General features: G+C 46.5%; 17 protein-coding genes and 1 tRNA gene. 8 read left to right on the top strand and 10 right to left on the bottom strand.

Annotation, left to right across the window (positions count from 1 at the left end; genetic code table 11):
* Positions 1–11: 11 nt before the first annotated feature.
* From dnaG to ACJJIB_RS03485, 4 genes are all read left to right on the top strand, one after another.
* Positions 12–1,973 (top strand): DNA primase, encoded by a 1,962-nt coding sequence (dnaG, locus tag ACJJIB_RS03500; RefSeq protein WP_444887904.1) that lies wholly within the window; start codon positions 12–14, stop codon positions 1,971–1,973.
* A 195-nt stretch (positions 1,974–2,168) separates the two neighbouring features.
* Positions 2,169–4,049, top strand: coding sequence for an RNA polymerase sigma factor RpoD (rpoD, locus tag ACJJIB_RS03495; RefSeq protein WP_444887903.1), 1,881 nt, complete (start codon positions 2,169–2,171; stop codon positions 4,047–4,049).
* A gap of 90 nt (positions 4,050–4,139) precedes the next feature.
* The gene (locus ACJJIB_RS03490; protein WP_444887902.1) at positions 4,140–4,559 is read left to right on the top strand and encodes a diacylglycerol kinase; all 420 of its coding nucleotides are present in this window, start codon (positions 4,140–4,142) and stop codon (positions 4,557–4,559) included.
* 308 nt (positions 4,560–4,867) lie between these two features.
* Positions 4,868–4,944: transfer RNA gene (locus ACJJIB_RS03485), tRNA-Ile, on the top strand.
* A gap of 348 nt (positions 4,945–5,292) precedes the next feature.
* On the opposite strand, the gene ACJJIB_RS03480 is transcribed toward ACJJIB_RS03485, so the two are convergent.
* The gene (locus ACJJIB_RS03480) at positions 5,293–5,805 is read right to left on the bottom strand and encodes a hypothetical protein (RefSeq protein ID WP_444887901.1); all 513 of its coding nucleotides are present in this window, start codon (positions 5,803–5,805) and stop codon (positions 5,293–5,295) included.
* Between the two features lie 748 nt (positions 5,806–6,553).
* Between ACJJIB_RS03480 and ACJJIB_RS03475 the strand changes: the two genes are divergently transcribed.
* Both ACJJIB_RS03475 and ACJJIB_RS03470 read left to right on the top strand, forming a co-directional pair.
* The gene (locus tag ACJJIB_RS03475) at positions 6,554–7,321 is read left to right on the top strand and encodes a hypothetical protein (RefSeq protein WP_444887900.1); all 768 of its coding nucleotides are present in this window, start codon (positions 6,554–6,556) and stop codon (positions 7,319–7,321) included.
* A 580-nt stretch (positions 7,322–7,901) separates the two neighbouring features.
* A complete protein-coding gene (locus tag ACJJIB_RS03470) occupies positions 7,902–8,915 on the top strand; it encodes a zinc-dependent alcohol dehydrogenase family protein (RefSeq protein WP_444887899.1) in 1,014 nt (337 codons plus the stop codon).
* Positions 8,916–9,185: 270 nt separating this feature from the next.
* Here ACJJIB_RS03470 and ACJJIB_RS03465 read toward each other — a convergent pair whose 3' ends face one another.
* Together ACJJIB_RS03465 and ACJJIB_RS03460 are read right to left on the bottom strand one after the other, a co-directional pair.
* Entirely contained in the window at positions 9,186–9,827 is a 642-nt protein-coding gene (locus ACJJIB_RS03465) for a hypothetical protein (protein WP_444887898.1), read from the bottom strand.
* Positions 9,828–10,078: 251 nt separating this feature from the next.
* A complete protein-coding gene (locus ACJJIB_RS03460) occupies positions 10,079–11,026 on the bottom strand; it encodes a GlxA family transcriptional regulator (protein ID WP_444887897.1) in 948 nt (315 codons plus the stop codon).
* A gap of 464 nt (positions 11,027–11,490) precedes the next feature.
* Here ACJJIB_RS03460 and ACJJIB_RS03455 point away from each other — a divergent pair, with 464 nt between their 5' ends.
* Positions 11,491–11,766, top strand: coding sequence for a hypothetical protein (locus ACJJIB_RS03455; RefSeq protein WP_444887896.1), 276 nt, complete (start codon positions 11,491–11,493; stop codon positions 11,764–11,766).
* Positions 11,767–11,796: 30 nt separating this feature from the next.
* Here the strand turns inward: ACJJIB_RS03455 and ACJJIB_RS03450 are convergent, their stop codons facing one another.
* The 4 genes from ACJJIB_RS03450 to pepB all read right to left on the bottom strand — a co-directional run bounded on the left by ACJJIB_RS03450 (position 11,797) and on the right by pepB (position 16,866).
* Positions 11,797–12,522, bottom strand: coding sequence for a CARDB domain-containing protein (locus tag ACJJIB_RS03450; protein WP_444887895.1), 726 nt, complete (start codon positions 12,520–12,522; stop codon positions 11,797–11,799).
* 381 nt (positions 12,523–12,903) lie between these two features.
* Positions 12,904–14,025: a DUF3667 domain-containing protein gene (locus ACJJIB_RS03445; protein WP_444887894.1), complete on the bottom strand. Its 1,122-nt coding sequence runs from the start codon at positions 14,023–14,025 to the stop codon at positions 12,904–12,906.
* Between the two features lie 139 nt (positions 14,026–14,164).
* A complete protein-coding gene (locus tag ACJJIB_RS03440; protein WP_444887893.1) occupies positions 14,165–15,340 on the bottom strand; it encodes a DUF3667 domain-containing protein in 1,176 nt (391 codons plus the stop codon).
* A 236-nt stretch (positions 15,341–15,576) separates the two neighbouring features.
* Positions 15,577–16,866: an aminopeptidase PepB gene (gene pepB / locus ACJJIB_RS03435; RefSeq protein WP_444887892.1), complete on the bottom strand. Its 1,290-nt coding sequence runs from the start codon at positions 16,864–16,866 to the stop codon at positions 15,577–15,579.
* 165 nt (positions 16,867–17,031) lie between these two features.
* Here pepB and ACJJIB_RS03430 point away from each other — a divergent pair, with 165 nt between their 5' ends.
* Entirely contained in the window at positions 17,032–18,447 is a 1,416-nt protein-coding gene (locus ACJJIB_RS03430) for a hypothetical protein (RefSeq protein ID WP_444887891.1), read from the top strand.
* Positions 18,448–18,546: 99 nt separating this feature from the next.
* Here ACJJIB_RS03430 and ACJJIB_RS03425 read toward each other — a convergent pair whose 3' ends face one another.
* The 3 genes from ACJJIB_RS03425 to ACJJIB_RS03415 form a co-directional block, all read right to left on the bottom strand.
* Positions 18,547–18,912 carry a thiol-disulfide oxidoreductase DCC family protein gene (locus ACJJIB_RS03425; RefSeq protein WP_444887890.1) on the bottom strand — a complete coding sequence of 122 codons (366 nt, stop codon included), beginning with the start codon at positions 18,910–18,912 and terminating at the stop codon, positions 18,547–18,549.
* 21 nt (positions 18,913–18,933) lie between these two features.
* A complete protein-coding gene (locus tag ACJJIB_RS03420) occupies positions 18,934–19,401 on the bottom strand; it encodes a cupin domain-containing protein (protein WP_444887889.1) in 468 nt (155 codons plus the stop codon).
* An 86-nt stretch (positions 19,402–19,487) separates the two neighbouring features.
* Complete coding sequence (locus ACJJIB_RS03415) at positions 19,488–20,978, bottom strand: rhomboid family intramembrane serine protease (protein ID WP_444887888.1); 1,491 nt, start codon at positions 20,976–20,978, stop codon at positions 19,488–19,490.
* Positions 20,979–21,034 lie beyond the last annotated feature (56 nt).

Below are 21,034 nucleotides of genomic sequence, written 5' to 3'. Positions count from 1 at the left end.
TACAGAACAGTATGCCCAGCAAGATTCCCCAGCACTTTATCGACGACCTGCTCGCCCGCGCAGATATCGTCGAGCTGGTGGACAGTAGGGTAAAACTGCGTAAGACCGGAAAAAACTACTCAGCCTGCTGCCCCTTCCACGACGAAAAAACCCCCTCTTTTACCGTGAGCCCAGACAAGCAGTTCTACTACTGCTTCGGCTGCGGCGCCAACGGCAATGCCATCGGCTTCCTGATGGAATACGATCGCCTGCCATTTCCCGAAGCCGTGGAAAAACTGGCGGCCACCCGCGGCTTGGAAGTACCCAGAGAGGCATTGGCTCCCGGGCAGGAAAAGCGCCAGAGGGAAAGCCAATCCCTCTATCAACTGACGGAAAAAGCTGCAGAATTCTACCGAGAACAACTACGCAACCACCCTGCGGCAGGTAACGCAGTGGCCTACTTGCGCAATCGCGGATTATCCGGGGAAATCGCCCGAGATTTCGACATCGGCTTGGCACCACCGGGCTGGGACAACCTGCTCAATGCCCTGGCCGACACTCCCGAAAAGGCCGACCAGCTTGAACTGGCTGGACTCGCCATTCGCCGCCAGGACAGTGACGGCAACAGCAAACCAGGCGGGCGTCACCACTACGACCGCTTCCGTAACCGCATCATCTTCCCCATTCGCGACCAGCGCGGCCGCACCATCGCCTTTGGCGGCCGGGTATTGGGGGACGAAAAGCCCAAGTACCTCAACTCCCCGGAAACCCCGATTTTCCACAAGAGCCGTGAACTCTACGGCCTATGGGAGGCGCGCCAGGCCAATCGCAACTTAGAGCGCTTGATCGTGGTGGAGGGCTATATGGATGTAGTGGCCCTGGCGCAGTTCGATATCCGCTACGCCGTCGCCACCCTTGGCACCGCCTGCGGCGAAGAGCACATTCAGCTGGCCTTTCGCCATACTAGTGAATTGCTATTCTGTTTTGATGGTGACCGCGCCGGCCGCGCCGCCGCCCGCCGCGCACTGGAATCTGCCCTGCCCCATATGCAGGACGGCCGCAGCCTACGCTTTTTGTTGCTGCCGGAAGGAGAAGACCCGGACACTCTGGTGCGACAACTGGGTGGAGAACGTTTCCAGCAACTGATAGAAGAGCAGGCTCGCCCCCTGGAGGACTTTCTCTTCGACCTGCTCAGCGAAGACATCAACCTCCAGACCATGGACGGCCGCGCGCGCCTGTCCAAGCTGGCCGCCCCACTGCTGGATTTGCTGCCAGGAGGCGTATATCGCCAACTGATGTTCCAGCAGCTGGCCTCGCGTACCGGACTCGACAAAGACACTCTGCAGGAGGTGATTCACGCAGAGAAAGCTCGCAACACCCAGTTACAGCAAGCACAGGCACAGCCAACTGTCACCGGCGCACCCCTCTCTACCGAGCAGGATGAGGAACTCCAACACCGCACCCCGCCGGAACCCTGGCCCCGCGAAGACGAATCTGAATATTCCCCCACACTTGGGGACAGCCCACGCCGCACCGGCCAGTATCGCCTACCTCCTGAACGTATGCTAGTAGCGCTGATCCTCCACCACCCCGAGCTGGCCGCGCAGATTGAGGACTTGCAACAGTTCCTCGGCGCCGACAACCCAGACCTGCTGTTATTTGCCCAGCTGGTGGAGCTTTTCAAGAGCCGCCCACAACTTAACTTTCGCCAATTGATCGGCCACTGGCGCGCCCATCACGGCGCCGAATCCAGCGATATTCTGGCTAAGCTGGCGATATCTCCCCTAGTTTCCGGGGTTCGTCACCTAGCCCAAGGCGATAGCAACCTGGAATACGATCCCCAGGCTGAATTTAACGACTGTCTACGTCACCTAGAAAAATCCGATGCCAAGCAGCGCAATCGCGATCTCTTGGCCCAGTTAAAAGCCGGTGCCCAGCTCAGTCAGGAAGAACAACTGGCTTTATTGGCCAACTGGCGCAGAAAAGACAATTAATCTGCAATAACCCCTTGAAAACTGCGGCCTCAACACTATATTCACTCACCCCGCCGGGCGGGAACGGGAACCTCAGCACCCTAAAATTCACACCAGAGCCGTTGCTTGACAGCTAGAGTGGTTATTGCTAGTGCATATACGCTATAATCCCGCGTCTTTGTCCCGTATTTTCATCCCCAGAATTCAGGGTTGTGCATGACCGACAAAACCCAGCAACAAACCTCCCGTATCAAGGAGTTGATCGCCCGCGGTAAAGAGCAGGGCTATCTCACCTATGCCGAGGTAAATGACCACCTCCCGGAAGATATTTCCGATCCCGATCAGGTGGAAGACATTATTGGCATGATCAACGACATGGGTATCAAGGTGTTCGAAAGCGCACCAGATGCCGAAGAGTTGTTGATGGCCGAGGGTGACAGCTCCGCCGACGAAATCGCCGCAGCCGAAGCCGCCGCCGCACTGGCCGCAGTTGAGTCTGATGTAGGCCGCACCACCGATCCGGTACGCATGTATATGCGCGAAATGGGCACTGTAGAGCTGCTCACGCGCGAGGGCGAAATCGCCATTGCCAAGCGTATCGAAGAGGGCCTACGCGAGCTGATGGCCGCCCTCGCCTACTGGCCTGGCGCAGTACAGCAAATCATCGATGAATACGCGCTAATCGAGAAAGAAGAGCGCCGTATCCCCGATGTCATCGCCGGCTGGCTCGACCCAGCAGAAGATGTGCCCCCCGGAGCCCAGGCTGGCCAAGCCGCTGTAGTAAGCGACAACAGCAGCGAGTCCTCTGAAAGCGAAGGCGAAGAGGACGATGACTCGGACGACGCCGACGATTCCTCCAGCGAGGAAGAAGAGGAAAACGCCGGCGGTCTCGACCCAGAGGAGCTGGCCGAGCGCATGAATGCGCTGATCGCTGCGCAGAAAGCCGCCGATGAGGCCATCGCCGCCCACGGTCGCGACTCCAAGGAAGCCGGTACTGCTCTAGAAGCCGTCGCCGAGGTATTCCGCTACTTCAAACTGGCACCACGCCAGTTCGATCCTCTCTACGGCGAAGTTCGCGATATTCTCGATAGTGTGCGCAGGCAAGAGCGCATCACTATGAATTTGTGCATCAAGCGTGCACGTATGCCGCGCAAGACCTTTATCAAGGAATTTCCCGGTAACGAAACCAATGAAGAGTGGATCCCCGCGATCATCAAAAAGAAGCGCGACTACTCTGACGCCCTGCGTCATGTCGTAGACGATATCGTTCGCGCGCAACGCAAGCTGGCCCAGTGCCAAGAGCGCTCCGGTCTAGACGTAGGCCAGATCAAAGAGATCAACCGCCGTATGTCCATTGGCGAGGCCCGCTCCCGCCGCGCTAAAAAGGAAATGGTTGAAGCTAACCTACGCCTGGTTATCTCTATCGCCAAGAAGTACACCAATCGCGGCCTGCAGTTCCTGGACCTGATTCAGGAGGGCAATATCGGCCTAATGAAGGCGGTGGATAAGTTCGAATACCGCCGTGGCTATAAGTTCTCCACCTACGCCACCTGGTGGATTCGCCAGGCTATTACCCGCTCTATCGCAGACCAGGCGCGCACCATTCGTATCCCGGTGCATATGATTGAGACCATCAACAAGCTCAACCGTATCAGCCGCCAGATGCTGCAGGAAATGGGCCGCGAACCCACTCCGGAAGAGCTGGGTGAACGCATGGATATGCCAGAAGATAAGGTACGCAAGGTCCTCAAGATCGCCAAAGAGCCCATTTCCATGGAGACCCCTATTGGTGACGATGAAGACTCGCACCTGGGTGACTTTATTGAAGACCAGAACCAGTCCTCCCCGGTGGACACCGCCACCCAGACTGGCCTGCACGACGCCACCCGCTCCGTGCTCTCCGGCCTGACCGCGCGTGAAGCCAAGGTACTGCGTATGCGCTTCGGTATCGACATGAACACCGACCACACCTTGGAAGAGGTGGGTAAGCAGTTCGATGTAACCCGTGAACGTATCCGCCAGATCGAGGCTAAGGCCCTGCGTAAGCTGAGGCACCCGTCCCGATCAGAGCACCTGCGGAGCTTCCTCGACGAGTAAGCCCCCACGAAAAAGCCCGGTTCGACCGGGCTTTTTTATGTGACACAATCATGACCGCCCGCAAGGGTCTACGGATGGCAGGAGAGCAGCATGCAAAAAGAAGTCGCCAATAAACCGGAAGAGTCTGAAGAAGTCGCCAACAAGCCAGGCAAAAAAGGCATTGCCCGCCTGATTGCCGCCGCCAAATATTCAAGCGAAGGTCTCAGCGCCGCCTGGTGTAATGAGGAAGCCTTTCGTATTGAAGTTATCCTCGCTATCTTCTTTGTCCCTTTTGCCCTATGGGTAGGAGACACCCCGGCTGAACGCGCCGTATTGATAGCAGTTAGCCTGGTGGTATTGCCTTTGGAGCTTATCAATAGCGCTATTGAAGCCACTGTGGACCGCATAGGAGCTGAGAAGCACCCACTGGCCAAGATTGCCAAAGACACCGGCTCTGCCGCAGTAGCGGTGGCCCTGTTAATGTGGTTTATCGTCTGGGGTTGTATTGTGATTCCCAAGTTGCCGATTTAACCGCACTACTTGAAAATCGTTAATTATAAAAAAGGGAGGCTACGCCTCCCCTTCTACAACCTGAACAATGGTACTAATTAACACCAACAAACTGAACAGGCGTACCAACAAGCTCAAAATGGGATATCCATCCCTTACTTTCTAGGCTGGGAAGTTAAAATTTAAAGACCGCTCAAATAATAGCTACTGAGATTGACGTTGTTGTGCAAACACGACAAGAAGAAATTTCTGCCACAAAGGCATTGATTTGAAAGGAAAAATCTTGTACTTTGCCCAACCGCTTGCAACGATACCCGCAAGCAAAGTGTGGGCCCTTAGCTCAGTTGGTTAGAGCATCCGACTCATAATCGGCAGGTCCTGGGTTCGAGTCCCGGAGGGCCCACCATTTTAATCCCCAATTAATCCCTTCTCATGTGACTCACTGGCTTTCTAGGCGCCTAGGAAAAGCACGCACTCCCAACTTTGAAGTAGCTAACGATATATCACACCTTTTCTAGAGCCACTAAATTCAAACATCAAACTATTAATCCGCCATCACCACCAAAATCTCCAAGAAACATAGAAGGTCATAAAAACTTTTACTGCGGATGATACTCACAGCTGGTAGAGAGCGATTAGAAACCTGAACTATTATGAATAGATCTATATCAAGACTACTCCTAACAACTAGTCGAAGTGTTGTAATTTCAAATAGGGTGCTCAATCCTATTAGTAAATCAATAAAAAATAGTGTTCAGTTATTTGAAACAGCAGTATCTTTAAATAAATTTTGATCATTCATCCAAGGTATTTTTTCAGCGACATGACATGTCATACATGCAGAACGGGCATTGGAAAACCCTTGCCAAGCTTTTTTTATATCCCTGGTCTCAAATGCACTAAGCACAGCTTCATATGTTGAGTTTATAAAAATTGCATCCGAATTTGCCCTCCGGGCAGGACGTTTTAGGTAACCATTCTCAATGACAGCTTTAATTTTTTTCCAATGATATATAGCTAGGTCAAAGTTCTCATTCTGAAGCGCCGAATATATGGTTTTGTAACGATCCCCTACTTCCCACATGGAAACAGAAAAACCACCAAGATAGTTTTGCAGTAAAATTAAGCGATCTTTATCATTTTCTGCATTCAACAACCAATCACGCTCATCGCCCGTATCGTAACTCTCAGAATACGCAAAATTTTCTACAGATAAAGATACAATCAGAGCTATCAACAACTTATTCCCATTAAAAGTCTTTGTCATGAGCTATACCAGTTTCCCAGAGACGTATACCACTAAATACTTATAGCAGCAGAAAATAACGCCAGTTTCTTTCCATTCAAATAATTTTTAATTTCTAGACCTTTTAAGCACCCAAATAAATATATTGCAAGTACTTAAACCTTCAGTTAGATATAAGATTTTCTCATAGAGAATAATGAATAAAAACTTGAAGTATATAGCCCTATGACCCCTTCAACGCCATACAGAAGAGTCGTGAGCTTAAAGAATATATTGGCAACTCTGCAGAGAAAAGCGATTGACCGTCATCAACATTACCAAGACCACAATGAGTAAAATAATCTGGTTCAGAGCTTCTCTCAGGATTACTCAACAACCTTGCTCCAAGGATATTTTTGCGCCAAAACCTACATGGACATTAAAGTATACAACAATATATGGAATCACCATGAAGTGGCCATAAAGGTGAAATTTTCTCTAACTCAAAACCTAACCAACCTTGGTTGAAATTTGATATTAAAAGAATATATTTCCTACTACTCTCAATGGCATATATAAAGGTGTCTTACCACAGACCTCAAAATCCAGAATACAAGCTGTATGCTTAACATCAATCTAGGCGCCATCTAGTTCAATTCGGTTAAAACTATTTATTGCCCCCTCCTAACAACAACTTATATTATCTCTCTCAACTACGATTCTTGCTAATTCGCATGCAAGCTTATATAAATAGAATCATTTATAAATAACAATTGTAATTAGAATTTTTATGGATAAATATGCAAGAATAATTCGTCCTGATAAAATTGAAAATGGACTTATAGTTCTCTTGCCTAGTGCAGGTAGAAAACACTTACCTCAATTTACCCGATTTCGATGGGCCAACTTATTTCCAAAACATTGTATTATAGCAATTGCAGATCCGTCTTTGAATGAAAACAACCCCAACCTTCATGGCGGCTGGTTTCTAAACAGCAAAAATGGAAGTTTCTTGCCTGAAGTTTTTAGCTTTGTAGAAGAAATGCTATCTGATGTACCTGTAGCAAAACGTAGAGTTTGTTTTGCTGGGTCATCTATGGGGGGATATGCTGCTATATGGTTATCCATGCTTTCTAAAGGGCGCTATTTTTGTTATGCCGACTGTCCACAACTGTATTTAACCAAGCATAGAGGATCAAGAAAATCCCTCCTTTATCACTTCAAAAATAAAGTTAAATATGAGCATTACGAAAATATTGATGCAGCAATTCAGTACTTTGGCTTTCTGCCTAAAGGCGTTATTTCAGTGTCTATGTCTGATAAACTTCACGTGATACATTTGATGAAATTTGAAAAAGCTTTGATGGATATAAAGTTAGACTTTTTCAATGAAGATATAAAGATCATTAGAGATAATTTTATTAATGGGCGGCAGGGGCATGAATCTGTAGATAAAAGTACATTTAAGTCAGAGGTACTCTATTGCCTAAGCAAACAGGGCAAGGAAAGAATACCTAAACTTCACAACATTAAGATATCCGAGTATGCCCAGGATTAAAAATCGGGAAAATAAAGGAGAACCCTGGAGAACCCTTATCGAATTAAAATGGCACCACAAAGCGGCTATTTTCTCTTGGAAGACGACTAGCATTCGAACTATCTGATTCTATTCTACAGCGATAGAAGTTATTCATTTATATAAAAATCTTTTTGCACAATTTAAAAGTGAACACAATTAAAGAGGAAATAGGTGTTTGATACACTGTCCATTATTCATAGAGGAAACATACCACTTCAAAAAGCTCTTCATTTTATCCGTCACTATTAACCCACAACCAAAACGGATAAATTAAATTTAAGCAAAATCAATCTTCAATAGAAGTTATCACTGAATGAAAAGTCGCTCAAGGAAAATTGAATTAGCTATTTTTTAGCTTAATCATTTTAATTAAAATTTAACCAACCGATGAAATCGGCGACATAGAAGTTACCAATAGATGATTTTTGGCTGACTTAAAAGTTGGAGCAATAATTTTTTATACACTTGAGAAATGCCAGTTGTAACCCCATGATCAAAGACCAGTATTGATTGACTGATACAAATAAAAGAGCACGCTATTCAACAAAAGGTGAGGATCATGAAAGCACTGACGCTAAAAGCACCTGGCGGTCTTGAAAATATCTCTCTGAGCGAAATTAATGACCCCGGCAAGCCAGGGCCTGGGCAGATCCGTGTTGCCATTGGCGCATCCTCGCTCAACTTCCATGATTTGCTGGTTGCCGACGGCAGTATATCTACCGAAGATGGCCGTATTTTAATGTCTGATGGTGCAGGAACAGTTGAGGCCGTTGGTGAGGGTGTCACCGAATTTAAGATCGGTGATTCCGTGGTTTCCTGCTTTTTCCCCCAATGGCAGGCAGGGCCGGCATGCCACAGTGTTTGGGGCTTCGCCAATACACCCGGAGATGGCATTGATGGAATGGCAGCCCAGCATGTAGTACGTGATGCCACTGCATTTACCCTGGCACCCAAGGGCTGGAGTCATACTGAATCTGCCACTATTACCACAGCGGGCCTCACGGCCTGGAGGGCCTTGGTCAGCGATGGCAAGGTTAAACCAGGAGATATAATTTTAACCCTTGGTACTGGCGGCGTATCTATTGCCGTAATTCAAATTGCCAATATGTTGGGCGCCCAAGTAATTGTGACCTCATCCTCCGATGAGAAACTAGAACGCGCCAAGAAGCTGGGGGCAACTCACGGGATTAATTACAAAACCCATACACAGTGGTCAGAAAAAGTACTGGAGTTAACCCATGGCAAAGGGGCCGATCATATTATCGAGGTGGGTGGGCCCGCCACTTTGGAACAATCCATTCAGTCAGTTAGGGTGGGGGGGCACATTTCTCTCATTGGGGTGCTAACTGGCAGAGAGGGAGAAGTCCCAACAGCATTACTGATGGGAAAACAAGCACGCCTACAAGGGCTGGTTGTGGGAAATCGCCGTGAACAGCAGAATTATGTTGCGGCATTGGAAAGCAACACAGTGCATCCAGTTATCGATAAGACATTTCCGTTTGCCAATCTTGAGGAAGCTTTTGAGTATCAAACCAGCGGTTCGCACTTTGGTAAGATTTGTGTGGAGTGGTAACCGTTTATTTTAAAGAGCTATTCCCTAGAAAATGAGTAATACACTGCTACCGGCATTTATTATGTATAAACTAATGGATACGCTCAATGAGTATTGATACCTAATAAAATTTCGAGTGCAGTGTATTATTTTTTCAGTACAATGAAAGTCAATATTTACTATGACTTTACCTAACTTTCACGATCCTTTTCTTGAATATGATTTGGTAACTGTAATAGTGCTCCGTCCCTACCCTGCTTATAGTCACGCCAGCTTGTCGTCATCGGAAAATCAGGGTAGAGCGCATCGGTAGGAAATTGAATAAAGCGATAATAGCGCTTGGCAATGCTTATCTCTCTTCGAGTTTTTAAGCTTAAAACGGTTAGTTTCAGAGGCTATATTAGGATCGGCGCCTGTCGGAGTACCCACCAAGTTGGTATTGAGAATTTGCTGATACTGGGCCGCATTACTCATCGCTGCTGATTGAGTACCTTCATCAATCATTACATATATACCATTGCGCCAATCGAATTGATCCAAATTTTTAATACAGGAAGAGAGAGCCAATCCTACGTAAAAATTTCCGCCATGATTATCTCGAAAATCGATAACAAGATTCTGAACTCTACTATCACGTACGATATCAACAATATTCTCAAACTGTTCTTGAAGATCAGGTAAATCTGGATAACTATCAAAGTCCACGTAAACTGCGTCGTACTTTCTTAGTAAAGCCAGGCGGATACCAGACAAGTCGATATTAAAATAATTAATATCAGGAACCAAAACCGGATACTGTGTGTTCAGCCCACCAAATTTTTCCATAGGCACAGAGTGCACTTTCATTGAGATAGATCTACCATCTTTTAAAAACTGGTAAGTCACCTCATCTTGTCCATCAATAATGCCAGTGCCATAAAGAAACTTTGCCAATACTACGTATTAAACGCATTATTCCCACCTCTACTTCTGTTTCATTCATATCTGGCAGAGATTTAAGTAGATTATGGATTTGCTCATAGAATTCATATTTATCAACATTAACAAGCGGATCTATATGATGTGTCTCAATTAATTTCTGCAATTGCTGTATATCTTCCTTCCACACACTAACCTTATCAGTTTCAAGTGTGTTGGCTTTATATAAAAAAATAACAAGTAGATAATTAAAAATAATCTTTGTTTTATGCTTGATTCCGGCTGAAATATGAGGGAGAGACCCCAAACTGAAGGTGAAAGGCCCGGCGAAAACTATCGTAACTGGAAAAGCCCACTCGTAGAGCTACTTGCTCCAAGCTCAAGGACTCGCAAGTAATCAGGTCCCGCGCCCGGTTGAGACGAATTTGATTTAAATACTGGCTAGGCGTGCTGTGTAAATGACGCTTGAACAAGCGTGTTAACTGACGCTCACTGATAGATATTCTCTCGGCCATATCGGAGACACTGATAGGTTTTTGATAATCTTGAGCTAACCACTCCAGCAATGGGTTGAGACGCATGCTATCGCCAGATTGTACCTGTAATAAGTCTGAGTACTGTGCCTGACCACCACGGCGCTGTAGATAGACCACCAGTTCTTTGGCAACACTCGCAGCAATAGTATTGCCGTGGTCTCTTCGGATGATCTCTAAGGCTAGGTCGACGCCGGATAAAACACCGGCGGAAGACCAGATTCCTTCACTTTCAATAAACAGCGGGTCCTCTTCCACTTGATAATTGACTGCCTGTTGTGCCAATTGTCGGCAATGTCGCCAATGTGTAGTAACTCTATGACTCTGTTCAGGAAAAATCTTTGCTAGAATAAAAGCACCGGTACAGATACTCATTACCCTACGGGCATTTTCAGCTATCAGTCTCAAAGCATTGAGTTGCTTCGAGTTCAGTTCCAATTGCCGCATTCCAACACCGCCACAAATGACCAAGTAATCGACTTGTGGTAATTCAAAGATATCGCAGTCTACAGAAAGGGATTGTCCATACGCTGTTTCAACAACCCCTGAAGACAAACCTAATAAGTAGCAAGAATAGGCCTCACTGATAAAACTGTTAGTCTCCATAAATGCATCCAAGGGGCCAAATAAGTCCAGGGCCTGAAAACCATCGGCAATGAAAAAACCAATCTTTCTGCTCATAGTAATTCCTCCTTGTACCTATTCTACTCCTCTAGAAATGTCACAAAAGACGCAATTACGACAAAAACAGACATGCCGATTGCAACGCAAAATACGCTGTGGGTAACAGCTTCATTTTCCATGCCATCTTATGTACTCGTGTCGCAAGCCACAGATATTCGCTATTCATAAGTACTCATTCCTTCAAATTTCTCCTTTTATAGTTTCAACAGAGAACAGTCGAAGCGGATAATCAAATGGAGATATTGCAAAGTAAAGAAATCAGTATGGGGATAGTTGAGAATTCATGAGGAAAAATAGGTTTAGCAGAGTGACCGGTATAGACCTGTCACTCTGCTGTGAGAGAGTATAGATTGACAAAACTCTGGTATAGATCACTACAGCTCTGTAGCCGACTTAGTTATACTTCCCGAGTGACGGCTTAGTGCCTCGATTACCCCGACTTCGGCCAAAGAACAAGATTTATGCTCTTTTCATCTACCTTACTAGCCATGGTTATGTCCACCACCACACCAAATAACTGCACCGATGGTATTGCCCTGGCAAGAGGGGTAGCCGCCATTGCGGACGAATACCCTTGGTTAAGCGCAAACAAGAAAGACTACGTATTACGTAACTATCATCGTATGTACATCATTGTGCCCAAAAAGCCCGATACCAATATCAAGGGTGGTGGTATGCCAACGGCTACAGTAGGTAAGGAGAACTGTGAGGTAATTAATGTTCACCTAGCTCGTTAATTTATTGTCGAACACTAATAAGATGTATTTTTAACCCTGCTTTTTATAAACCAGCATATTATTAGTTTCATCGCATTCCTCCACGATGTTTTTATAGTCTGCGGTCACTTCCAGCACCGCATCAGGATCAAATACCCAATAATTCAAGGTAAAGATGAGGGTTATCGTCCCACTAACAGCTAAGGCTGGGATTGCTTGAACATCATTGGCCAAAGTATCGGGATCGATCAGGCGAGCAAAACTTGCGGCAGCTGCCATTTGCCCGACACTGGTGATATCTACAGCAATCAGGGATTGCCCTGAACCAGAGTCCCAGATTGGATCATGAATTTTGCTCACGATCAGGTCTGGTTTATCACATACACATAAGCACATGTAGTGATCATCTTCAATTACTCCAAAGGGTGTACCCGCATAACAATTAGCTTTGTCGTCAAATTGATTACCATATAACCAATGGGCCAATGGATCATCATATGGCTTTTCAATAATCTCTGGATTGCGAGTGATTTTACAAACATTGGTTCGTTCAAACTCCTCTGTCATCTCCTTTGTCAATTCAGATTCTGGTGTAGCACCGACCCAAATTGCACAAGTTCTACGACAGGTCAATGGACCCTGACCTTGATAGAAGTTAGGGTACCAACCAGCATTATAGTTCTGCATACTTATATCCTGAATCGGATCTGCATAACTGATTATCGCAAAAATCAAAGTCAGTAAACTAGCTAAAAAACTGATTATCAGTCTCAACATGTTACCCTCCACAAAGTATTCTTTTATTAACGATTTTTCCCTTCAACCACATATCAAATAAAAACTACATTCTATTGGCTGGAGAGATTGTAAAGCGACCTTATGGAATATCTATATATAGCTGGAAAATATTGGCGGGATTTAATCTTAAACAGTTGCAGCTCTCTTATTTATCATGATTTTTTTAATTTTAAATTCAGCTTTATAATTAAGACACTTCAGCGCTAGAGAAAATGTAAATATAACCAAGATGCAAAGCATATATCCTCACCCATCCACATTAACTTACCCTCTTATAATCAAGGGTATTAAACGTGTGTTTTAATACCCTAGCGCCCTAATTACTACTGAGTGAGAACATCCGAAAATAAACAGAAAATACTAAAATTCCGCGACGCTATATAAAACTGCCAATGTAGCTCCAATTGAAAGCATTAGCGGATACACAACAGCTAAGAAAGAATACTTAATCAAAGTCATAATCCACCCTTGCCTATATAAACGCTTTTGCATGATTAAAAGATATACAGGTATCCAAAAGACAAGGATAGATATTAAACTCCACGTGATCTGCTCAACCCATGGATAACCGCCAAACCAACCCTGAACATTAAGTAGAAGAGTCGTCAATAATAGTGCCAAACTAATAAATGCATGGCTATGTAATGCAACAATTAAGTGTTCCATATATAACCTTCGCTTGAACAGATAAAGCACCCATAACATGAATGCAAAAATAGGCAGCATAATAAATAGTGTGGAAGGTAAAGAACCAAGAAAAATCTTCTTGAAACGATTGGGATCAGCTTCAACTAGATCACTATTTTTTTCGATCTTTAGCAAGAATTCAGCCACGCTATCCACTAGGGATTGTGGTACACCTGAAAATCTTGGGCGTTCCGCTTTGTTATCCCAGCAAGCTCCACCAACCTTTACATTGCAATGTTCATCCTCTTCACTATCAAAAATATCAACTACCAATTTGGGCTCAGCCCTCTGAAATTCATCGATTATTTCACCAACTTTTTTTGGAGCCTCATTCGGCAAAAGCTCAGTCTCGACATCCTGATTTGATGTGTCTGATATAGTATTCCTCCCTTCATCAAGGGGCTGCTTTATATCAGATACTTCCTCAACCACAGTCTCATCATTCTCAGATGAATAATCCTTCCAATCAGTACTAAGCTGAATTGTAAAAAAGGTTGTTATACATAAGAAAATAAACAAACGTACTGGACTTACATAACGTACCCGCCGTCCAGCAAAATACTCGACTGTTAGAAAACCAGGACGAAACAGCAAAGGCGCCAGAGTGCGTACTATACGCGAATCAAGCGCTAGTAATGTGTCAAAAAAATCCCCGATTATATTAGAAAATTGGCGCACCATTCCTTTTACAGGCTGACCACAAGAATAACAGTGTGACCCCAAAAGTTCGGTCTTACAGTTTGCACATTCAGCAACACTTCCTTTTATATGTTCCACTGTTTCTGAACAACTCATTACCTCTATCCTTTTTTCTACTTCTAGGTATCAACTATAAAAACGTTCTATTTCTTTTCATCTTATTATGTGAAGAACGTCCAAAAAATACTAACCAGTGATCAATTTCTTTTATTTCAAGAATAGCTAAAAACTAGCACTAAAGCTCTGCCAAGCTCCAGAGAACAGTCAAAGCCGCACCCAAGGCCAGCAAAATCAAATAAGCCCCTCCCAGAAAGGAGTATTTACATAAGGTAATGAGCCACCCCTGCTGATATATACGCTTTTGCATCAAAAATAGATAAATGGGGACCCAAATAATTAGCAGAAAAAACAGATTATCAAAAAGTGAAGAGATTACATTGTAATCAGAAAACTTTTCGCTTGCGCTGTAAAACAAATTGGCAGTTAAAATACTTAAACAAATAAAAGCATGACTGTGCAGTGCAACAATCAAATGCTCCATATAAAGTCGACGTTTGAAGATATAAGCTACCCATAACATCATGGCGAAAATTGGCAACATGATTATTAAAGTAGAAGGCAAGGCTCCCAGAAATGCTTTCTTAAGTCGATTTGGATCTTCAGTGACTCGTTCTACATTTTTATGGGCACTGTCTACTTTTTTATTAACCCAATTTTCCAAAGAATCAGGAATCCAGCCAACTTGAAAAAACTCTTCATCTATTTCGGTAATAGTTTCATTTAGCCCCGAAGCAATAGCATCCTTAGTGAAATATTCGGATTGCTTTGATGCCCCTGTAACACCGTTCAGATTGACATTAACTTTATCTAGATCCGTATTCAGTTCGTCTAAACCCGTCTTAATTTCAATGCGTTCTTCAACAAGGTCAGATTCTACCTCCTCTAAATTGATGACCACCAAATTGTCTTCAGCATGTTTTTTTTGGAGGTCTTTTAAATTCTCAACAGCCTGATCAAGACCTCTTTCGGCAGACTCCGTATCCACAACTACAGGTTTATTGCCACCAAAGTTAATAGCCCAGTCACTATTAATCTGAGTAACAAAAAAACTGGTGATACAAAGAAAAATAAACAACCTTACAGGACTTACATAGCGGACTCTACGACCTGAAAAATATTCAGTAGTTAAAAATCCAGGTCGAAAGAATAAGGATGGCACTGTTTTCCATGTACGCGAGTCAAATGCCAGTAGAGTGTCAAAAAAGTCTCCAATTATGGAGGAGAAATGACGCACCATCCCCTTGACCGGCTGACCACATTTGTAACAGTGAGGTCCCAAAAGTTCAGTTTCGCAGTTAGCACAACGATTTGATTTTTGAGCAGAATGATTTGCGGATGCCGTAGTACTCATTACCTATTACCCCTCGACATTTAAAATAAATTTCCGAATTACACAAAACGTATTTATGAGCCCAAGTCCCAATTAACGAGCCAAATTAAAAAAACCTCAACTAGTGAAAGCTCACTGATTAAAGCTTTCAAAAGGAATATAATTTCGTGAAAATTTACAGGCGCAGGTCAGGAAAAAATAGAAACGCGCCAATTTTAGGCGCGTTTTGCAAGGCTTTTGGCAGTAATTGCTGGGTATTAATTATCCAGTAGGAAACGAGCAATAGTTCGCAAGCCATGTCCCTTGGCACCAGCGGCCCAAAGGTCATTGGCACTTGGCTGGTAAGAGCCAGAGAGATCTATATGCACCCAGTTGCGGCCCTCCTCCGATACAAAACGAGCAAGGAAGGCCGCCGCAGTTGAAGCCCCAGGGCTACCGTCAGCGCCTATATTAGAAATATCGGCAAAGTTAGAAGGGGTCTGCTCCAGATGGAAGGGCTCCAGTGGCAAGCGCCAGGCCTTCTCATTTTCATGTGCTGCAGCATTCAGTACCTTCTGTGCCATTTCATCTTCAAAACTGAAGACTGAATTAAAGTCGCGGCCTACAGCCATTTTGGCAGCACCCGTCAGGGTAGCGGCATCCAAAACAAAGCGAGGCTTATCTTCCCCTGCGGCGAGTAGGCCATCCGCTAATACCAGACGCCCTTCCGCATCGGTATTCAGCACTTCAACGGTGACACCATTCTTGTATTCAATAATATCGCCCAACTTAAATGCGTGGCCGGAAACCAGGTTCTCCGCACAGCAAAGATACAGCTTCACTCTTTTTTCCAGACCACGCGCAATGGCCAGCGCGAGGCCTCCAGTCACCATAGCGGCACCGCCCATATCAGATTTCATGGTGGCCATGTTGCTTGAGGGCTTAATGCTGTAGCCACCGGAATCGAAGGTGATCCCTTTGCCCACCAGACAGATATCCACCTCAGCATCCGCATTGCCTGTAGGGTTGTAGTCGAGCTGTAACATGACCGGCTCGCGCACGCTACCACGGCCCACATTGTGGATACCAACAAAGCCATCGCGCAGCAAGTCATCCCCGGCCACTATGCGATAGTTAACTGCGCTCGGGGCAAGCTTCTGTAGCATTTCCGCCGCGCTCTCCGCCAGCACCCTGGGAGAAACATCATCCGGCGTGCCATTGGTAATCTCGCGGACCCAACACGCAGCATTTTCACGTGCTGCCAGTTCTTTTAGCTCGCCAGCATCCTCGCTGCCCCAGTGGATTTTATTATTGATACGTGGATTAAAATAACCGCCCCAGAAAGCCCAGCGACTTTCGATATCCCAACCCTCACCGCTGAGTATCACCTCATTGATTCCCATGCCATCGAGGCGCCGAGCCGCGCGTTGCGCCGCCACCAGTGCAGCACCTTTGGCCGCACCAATATGGATATGCGCTTCGCTGCCATTAAAACTGAGTAACGCCGCCTCGCCCCAGGGCTCTCCTGCAGTGCCTTCCACCAAATAAACGCGCATAGCTTTTGTCATACAACACCTTTTTTGAAACTTGTGTGCCAATTTTATTGGGATTCACGCTGCATTCTAACAGTACATCAAAAATACTCGACGATTGCGCCGCCACGATGACGGCGGATAAACTGTTAGAAAGAAACACAATAAACCTTCAGGAAGAAAAGTTTTTAGGGAAAATTCATGGCTGAATCCTGCCGCTACCATTCCAGTGCCGATGCATCCTGGCAGTGCCAACCCTGTCAGCGCAAATACTGTAGCGAATGTATCCCAGGCTCCAGTGCCAACTATCAGGGCCTTGGACCCGAGTGTCCGTTGTGTCGCGATCCAGTGGAGTATATCGGTGCCAGCAACAGTGCTAAGCCCTTTTGGCAGATGGGAATTTTTTATTTTCTCTACGCCTTAAAACCAGGTCCCCTGGCGATCATAGCACTGGCAGCTGCAGCCAGTTTGCTAATCTCAGGCCTGGGTCTTTTAGCAATCGTGGCCTTGGTGGGCATCGTTGCCCTGGTGAGCCGCTACAACTTGCTGGTTATCGAGCGGCTTGCCAGTGGCCAGTTGGAAGCTCCCGGAATTGGCGATGCCCTGGACGGTAATAGTGCACCGCTATTCTTGAAAGTCATCGCTATGACCTTGATTGCCGGTTTTGTTGGTTACAAGCTCTTCTCTTTCGGTATGGGTGCCGTGCAGCTTTATGCTTTTGCCCTCTTCCTATTTGCGCCGGCAGCGATGATTGTACTGGCCCTTGAACACAGCCTGCGTGCGGCGATCAATCCACTTAAGTTACTACAATTCACTTTGATTATCGGCTGGCCCTACTGGCTGTTGTGGATTACCACCACTGCGGTTTCCGCCGCACCCAACCTGCTGATGGCCATTGCCATTGAAAAGCTACCCCCCTGGTCCCTGAGCCCGGTGATTGCAGCCACAACTACCTATTTCTATATCGTAACTAGCGCCATGATGGGTTACATCTGCCTGTCACGACAGCAAAAACTGGGTATTCAGGCCGAACTGGATGATGAAAGTACCTTTCTGGAAGAGGACGAATTCAACCGCGCACGCGCTTTGGCCGATGCACAGATTTTAATGCGCGAATCGAATCTTCCAGCCGCACGTCAGGCGCTGGTAGATGGCTTGCGCCGCTACCCCAATGATGAAGCCCTCAACGAACGCTACTACCGCTTGCTACTGGCAACCCAGGACCAAAAAGCCCTGCGGGAACTTGGCCCCCATTTACTGGATAAGTTCATACAACTCAACCGGCCACACAAAGCGACGGAACTTTACCTGGCCACCGAGCCGGCCCCCCCTATTGTAAAACCCGAGCTTCGCCACACCCTAGCCAAGGTGCTCTATCAACAGCACAAATACCAGCTGGCGGCGCAATTATTGAACAATCTACACAAGGAAAGTTATCTACAGCTGGATGCGGCTTACCTGCTGCTGGCACAGGTATATATGGATGGGCTGAACCGCGAAGATCTGGCCAGGAAATTACTGCAATTCATTAGACAGAAATTCCCCAACAGCACTCTACGCAATCAAATCGATACTCTGTGGAAAGTACTAAATAGTTCAGAGAACACACACCTATAAATTCATAGGGTCAAGCCCTTACCGATAGCACGTTTCCAGGAGAGGGTTGCGTGCTTTCTCTATCCGTTTATTCCACCCGGTAGAAAATCAGAAGCAATCTCACCAGTGCTTTAAAGCCCTATTCCATAGATAGAGGCAGCGGGCAAAGCCATTATAGATTTTGTTAAGACACCATCGCAGACCCGGTGTTTTTGACAACCTTGCTTTCCACTGTTCACTGGGAGAGTTCTCCCAAATCGCTATAAATGCTTCGTAACCCACTCGCAGGTGCCCCTGTGTATCAATCACGTGCAAGCGCTCTCGCACAAATTCCAGGTCCACATCGAGCTGCTGTGCTTTGGCATTATCAAGGTGAACATCTTCCCACCCTACACCGCAAGTGGTGTTTTTCTTCTTCTGAGCACGGATACCCGCATCGCATACCGGACAGGCAGAATTGTAGAAAACACGTACTTTTGTGGCCATACAGAATCTCTGTCTGTGGAGTTAACGAGGGTGCTCGATATCTTTATGGTCCACTAGTTCCCACGGCAACCCCTTATTACGGTAAATTCTCTTATTCTTATTGGGGTAGTCTGCCACATCATGATCCAGGCGCTGGCCCACTACGATACAGCGCAGAATATCGTTTCCGGTATTTTTCATCACATGGGGAAGGCCATTAGCCGGATATCCGATAAAGTCCCCTTCACCCACTATATAGTTTTCTTCGCCGATGAATACTGAAGCCTGCCCCTGCAGGATATAGACACATTCATCTTCAAATTTGTGGCAGTGATACTCTGTGGATTCGTACCCAGGCTCTATTTCAATAATGTGAAAGCCAAAGCCATTTATCCCGGTCATGTCTCCCAAGGATTTATTGCGGCGCACTGCATTCGGGTTGAGGAAGTGCACCTTGTGCTCCCCCTCCATATCCAGGATTTGTTCTTTTTTAAGAATATATTTATTCATAAGGCTCCCCTGCCAATTTGATCTTATGGATGCTCACTGGGATCTGTCTAACTGCCAATGTATTTTTATAAACAGATTATTATCCTCTAGGGCTGTCCAGATATTTCCATCCCCTGGGTTAACGCCTTCATTTCCCGCGCACGCCCCTCCTCACCCAGACGTCGGTAGTAGTTCACCAGAGCCATACCTAATTTGGGTATCAACGGGTGCTGTACTCTTTGCGCAATAAGCTTGTTCAAGAGTTCATCGAGCCAGGGCCAGTTTTTGGCTTCAGCAGCGCGACGCGCCATCAGCAGGCAAGTTTTGGCTGTTAGGGCTCGAGGCTTCTGCGTAGTTTGCAGGTAACTGTAATAACCGGAGGAAATAATACGAGCATCAACTGTTGGGTTGGCCGCCTGGGCAAATAGCGCCAAATTGGCTCGGTGATACGCCTCACTATCGGGATTAATCGCGGTCAACTCGATAAAGCGCTGTATCAGTGGTAGGTGGTCGGGATACTGACGTACTGCGGAGGCCGCAGCCTCTGCGGCTTCGAGCAACTTACCCTCTTCCTGGAATCGAGCGATGCGCGCCAGCGCGCTCTTTTGCGGGGATGGTAGTTCCTCTTCTTCCTGCGGCATCGCCTTTAACGGTGGTCGCCAGTAAATCAGCAGTAAGGCCAGAACAAATCCAGCCAGCAAGCCGCCGGTATGGGCCCAATAGGCGATCCCGGCATCACCATATAAGTAGCCAAACACTTCCTTACCCAGCCACAGGGGCAACACCATCAGAGCCGGCGCACTGAACTCGCCAAACATAAATCCGACGGTGTAAAAAAAGCGCAAGCGCCGCACTCCGTATATAGCAACGAACATTCCCATAATCGCCGATACAGCGCCAGAAGCACCGACCATAGGTACATAACTACCCGATTCAACCAACATATGCAGGCTAGCCGCAGCCAAGCCACCGAGAAGATAAAGGGCGATAAACCAAAGCCCCCCCAGTGCCAGCTCAACCGATAAGCCAAACAGCAGCAAAAACACCATATTGCCAATCAGGTGATCCCAGCTGCCGTGTAAAAACATATGACCTAAAAGTCCAGCCGCACTGGGTTCCGCCGGCGTCAGACCCAGGGCCATGCTGCTAATCTTGTCGCGCAGCCCGGCAAAATGCTGGCGCTGCTGTAACCACTGGGTTTGCCCCTCCTGTTCCAGCCTGGGCAGTAGCCACTGGTGAAATTCCGTATTCCACAGTAGTTCCCGATAGACAAATTCCTCGCCCTCTACATCCATCTGCAGGCGCCACTCGGGATGCTCCTCATTGACATAAATCAGGAAGCGCTGCTCCTCCAGATCCGGTAAGTCACTGTCGAAGTAATACTCCTCAGCCTGCTGCCAGCGGGCATCGTCACTGCCCTGGTAGAACATAAATACCAGCAAGTTGGCGAGGATTAGCACAAAACACATCAGAGGAGGTCGGCGCCAGTCTGGTTTATTCTGGATCGGGATTATCAGCACGGGCAGTTCCTTGTAGATATTGCACGAACGCCCAATAGCAAAACGCTGCAATAAAAATAACAGGGATGGGGCCGACATCACCGTCGGCCGCTTGGAAAATACTACGCCTGTTCACCGCAACTCAAGCCCGATGC

The sequence above is a fragment of the Microbulbifer mixtoriginis (SeqCode) genome, assembly GCF_052467705.1.
The sequence above is the reverse complement of the archived record's forward strand: the minus strand, read 5'-3'. Positions and strand labels throughout refer to the sequence as shown.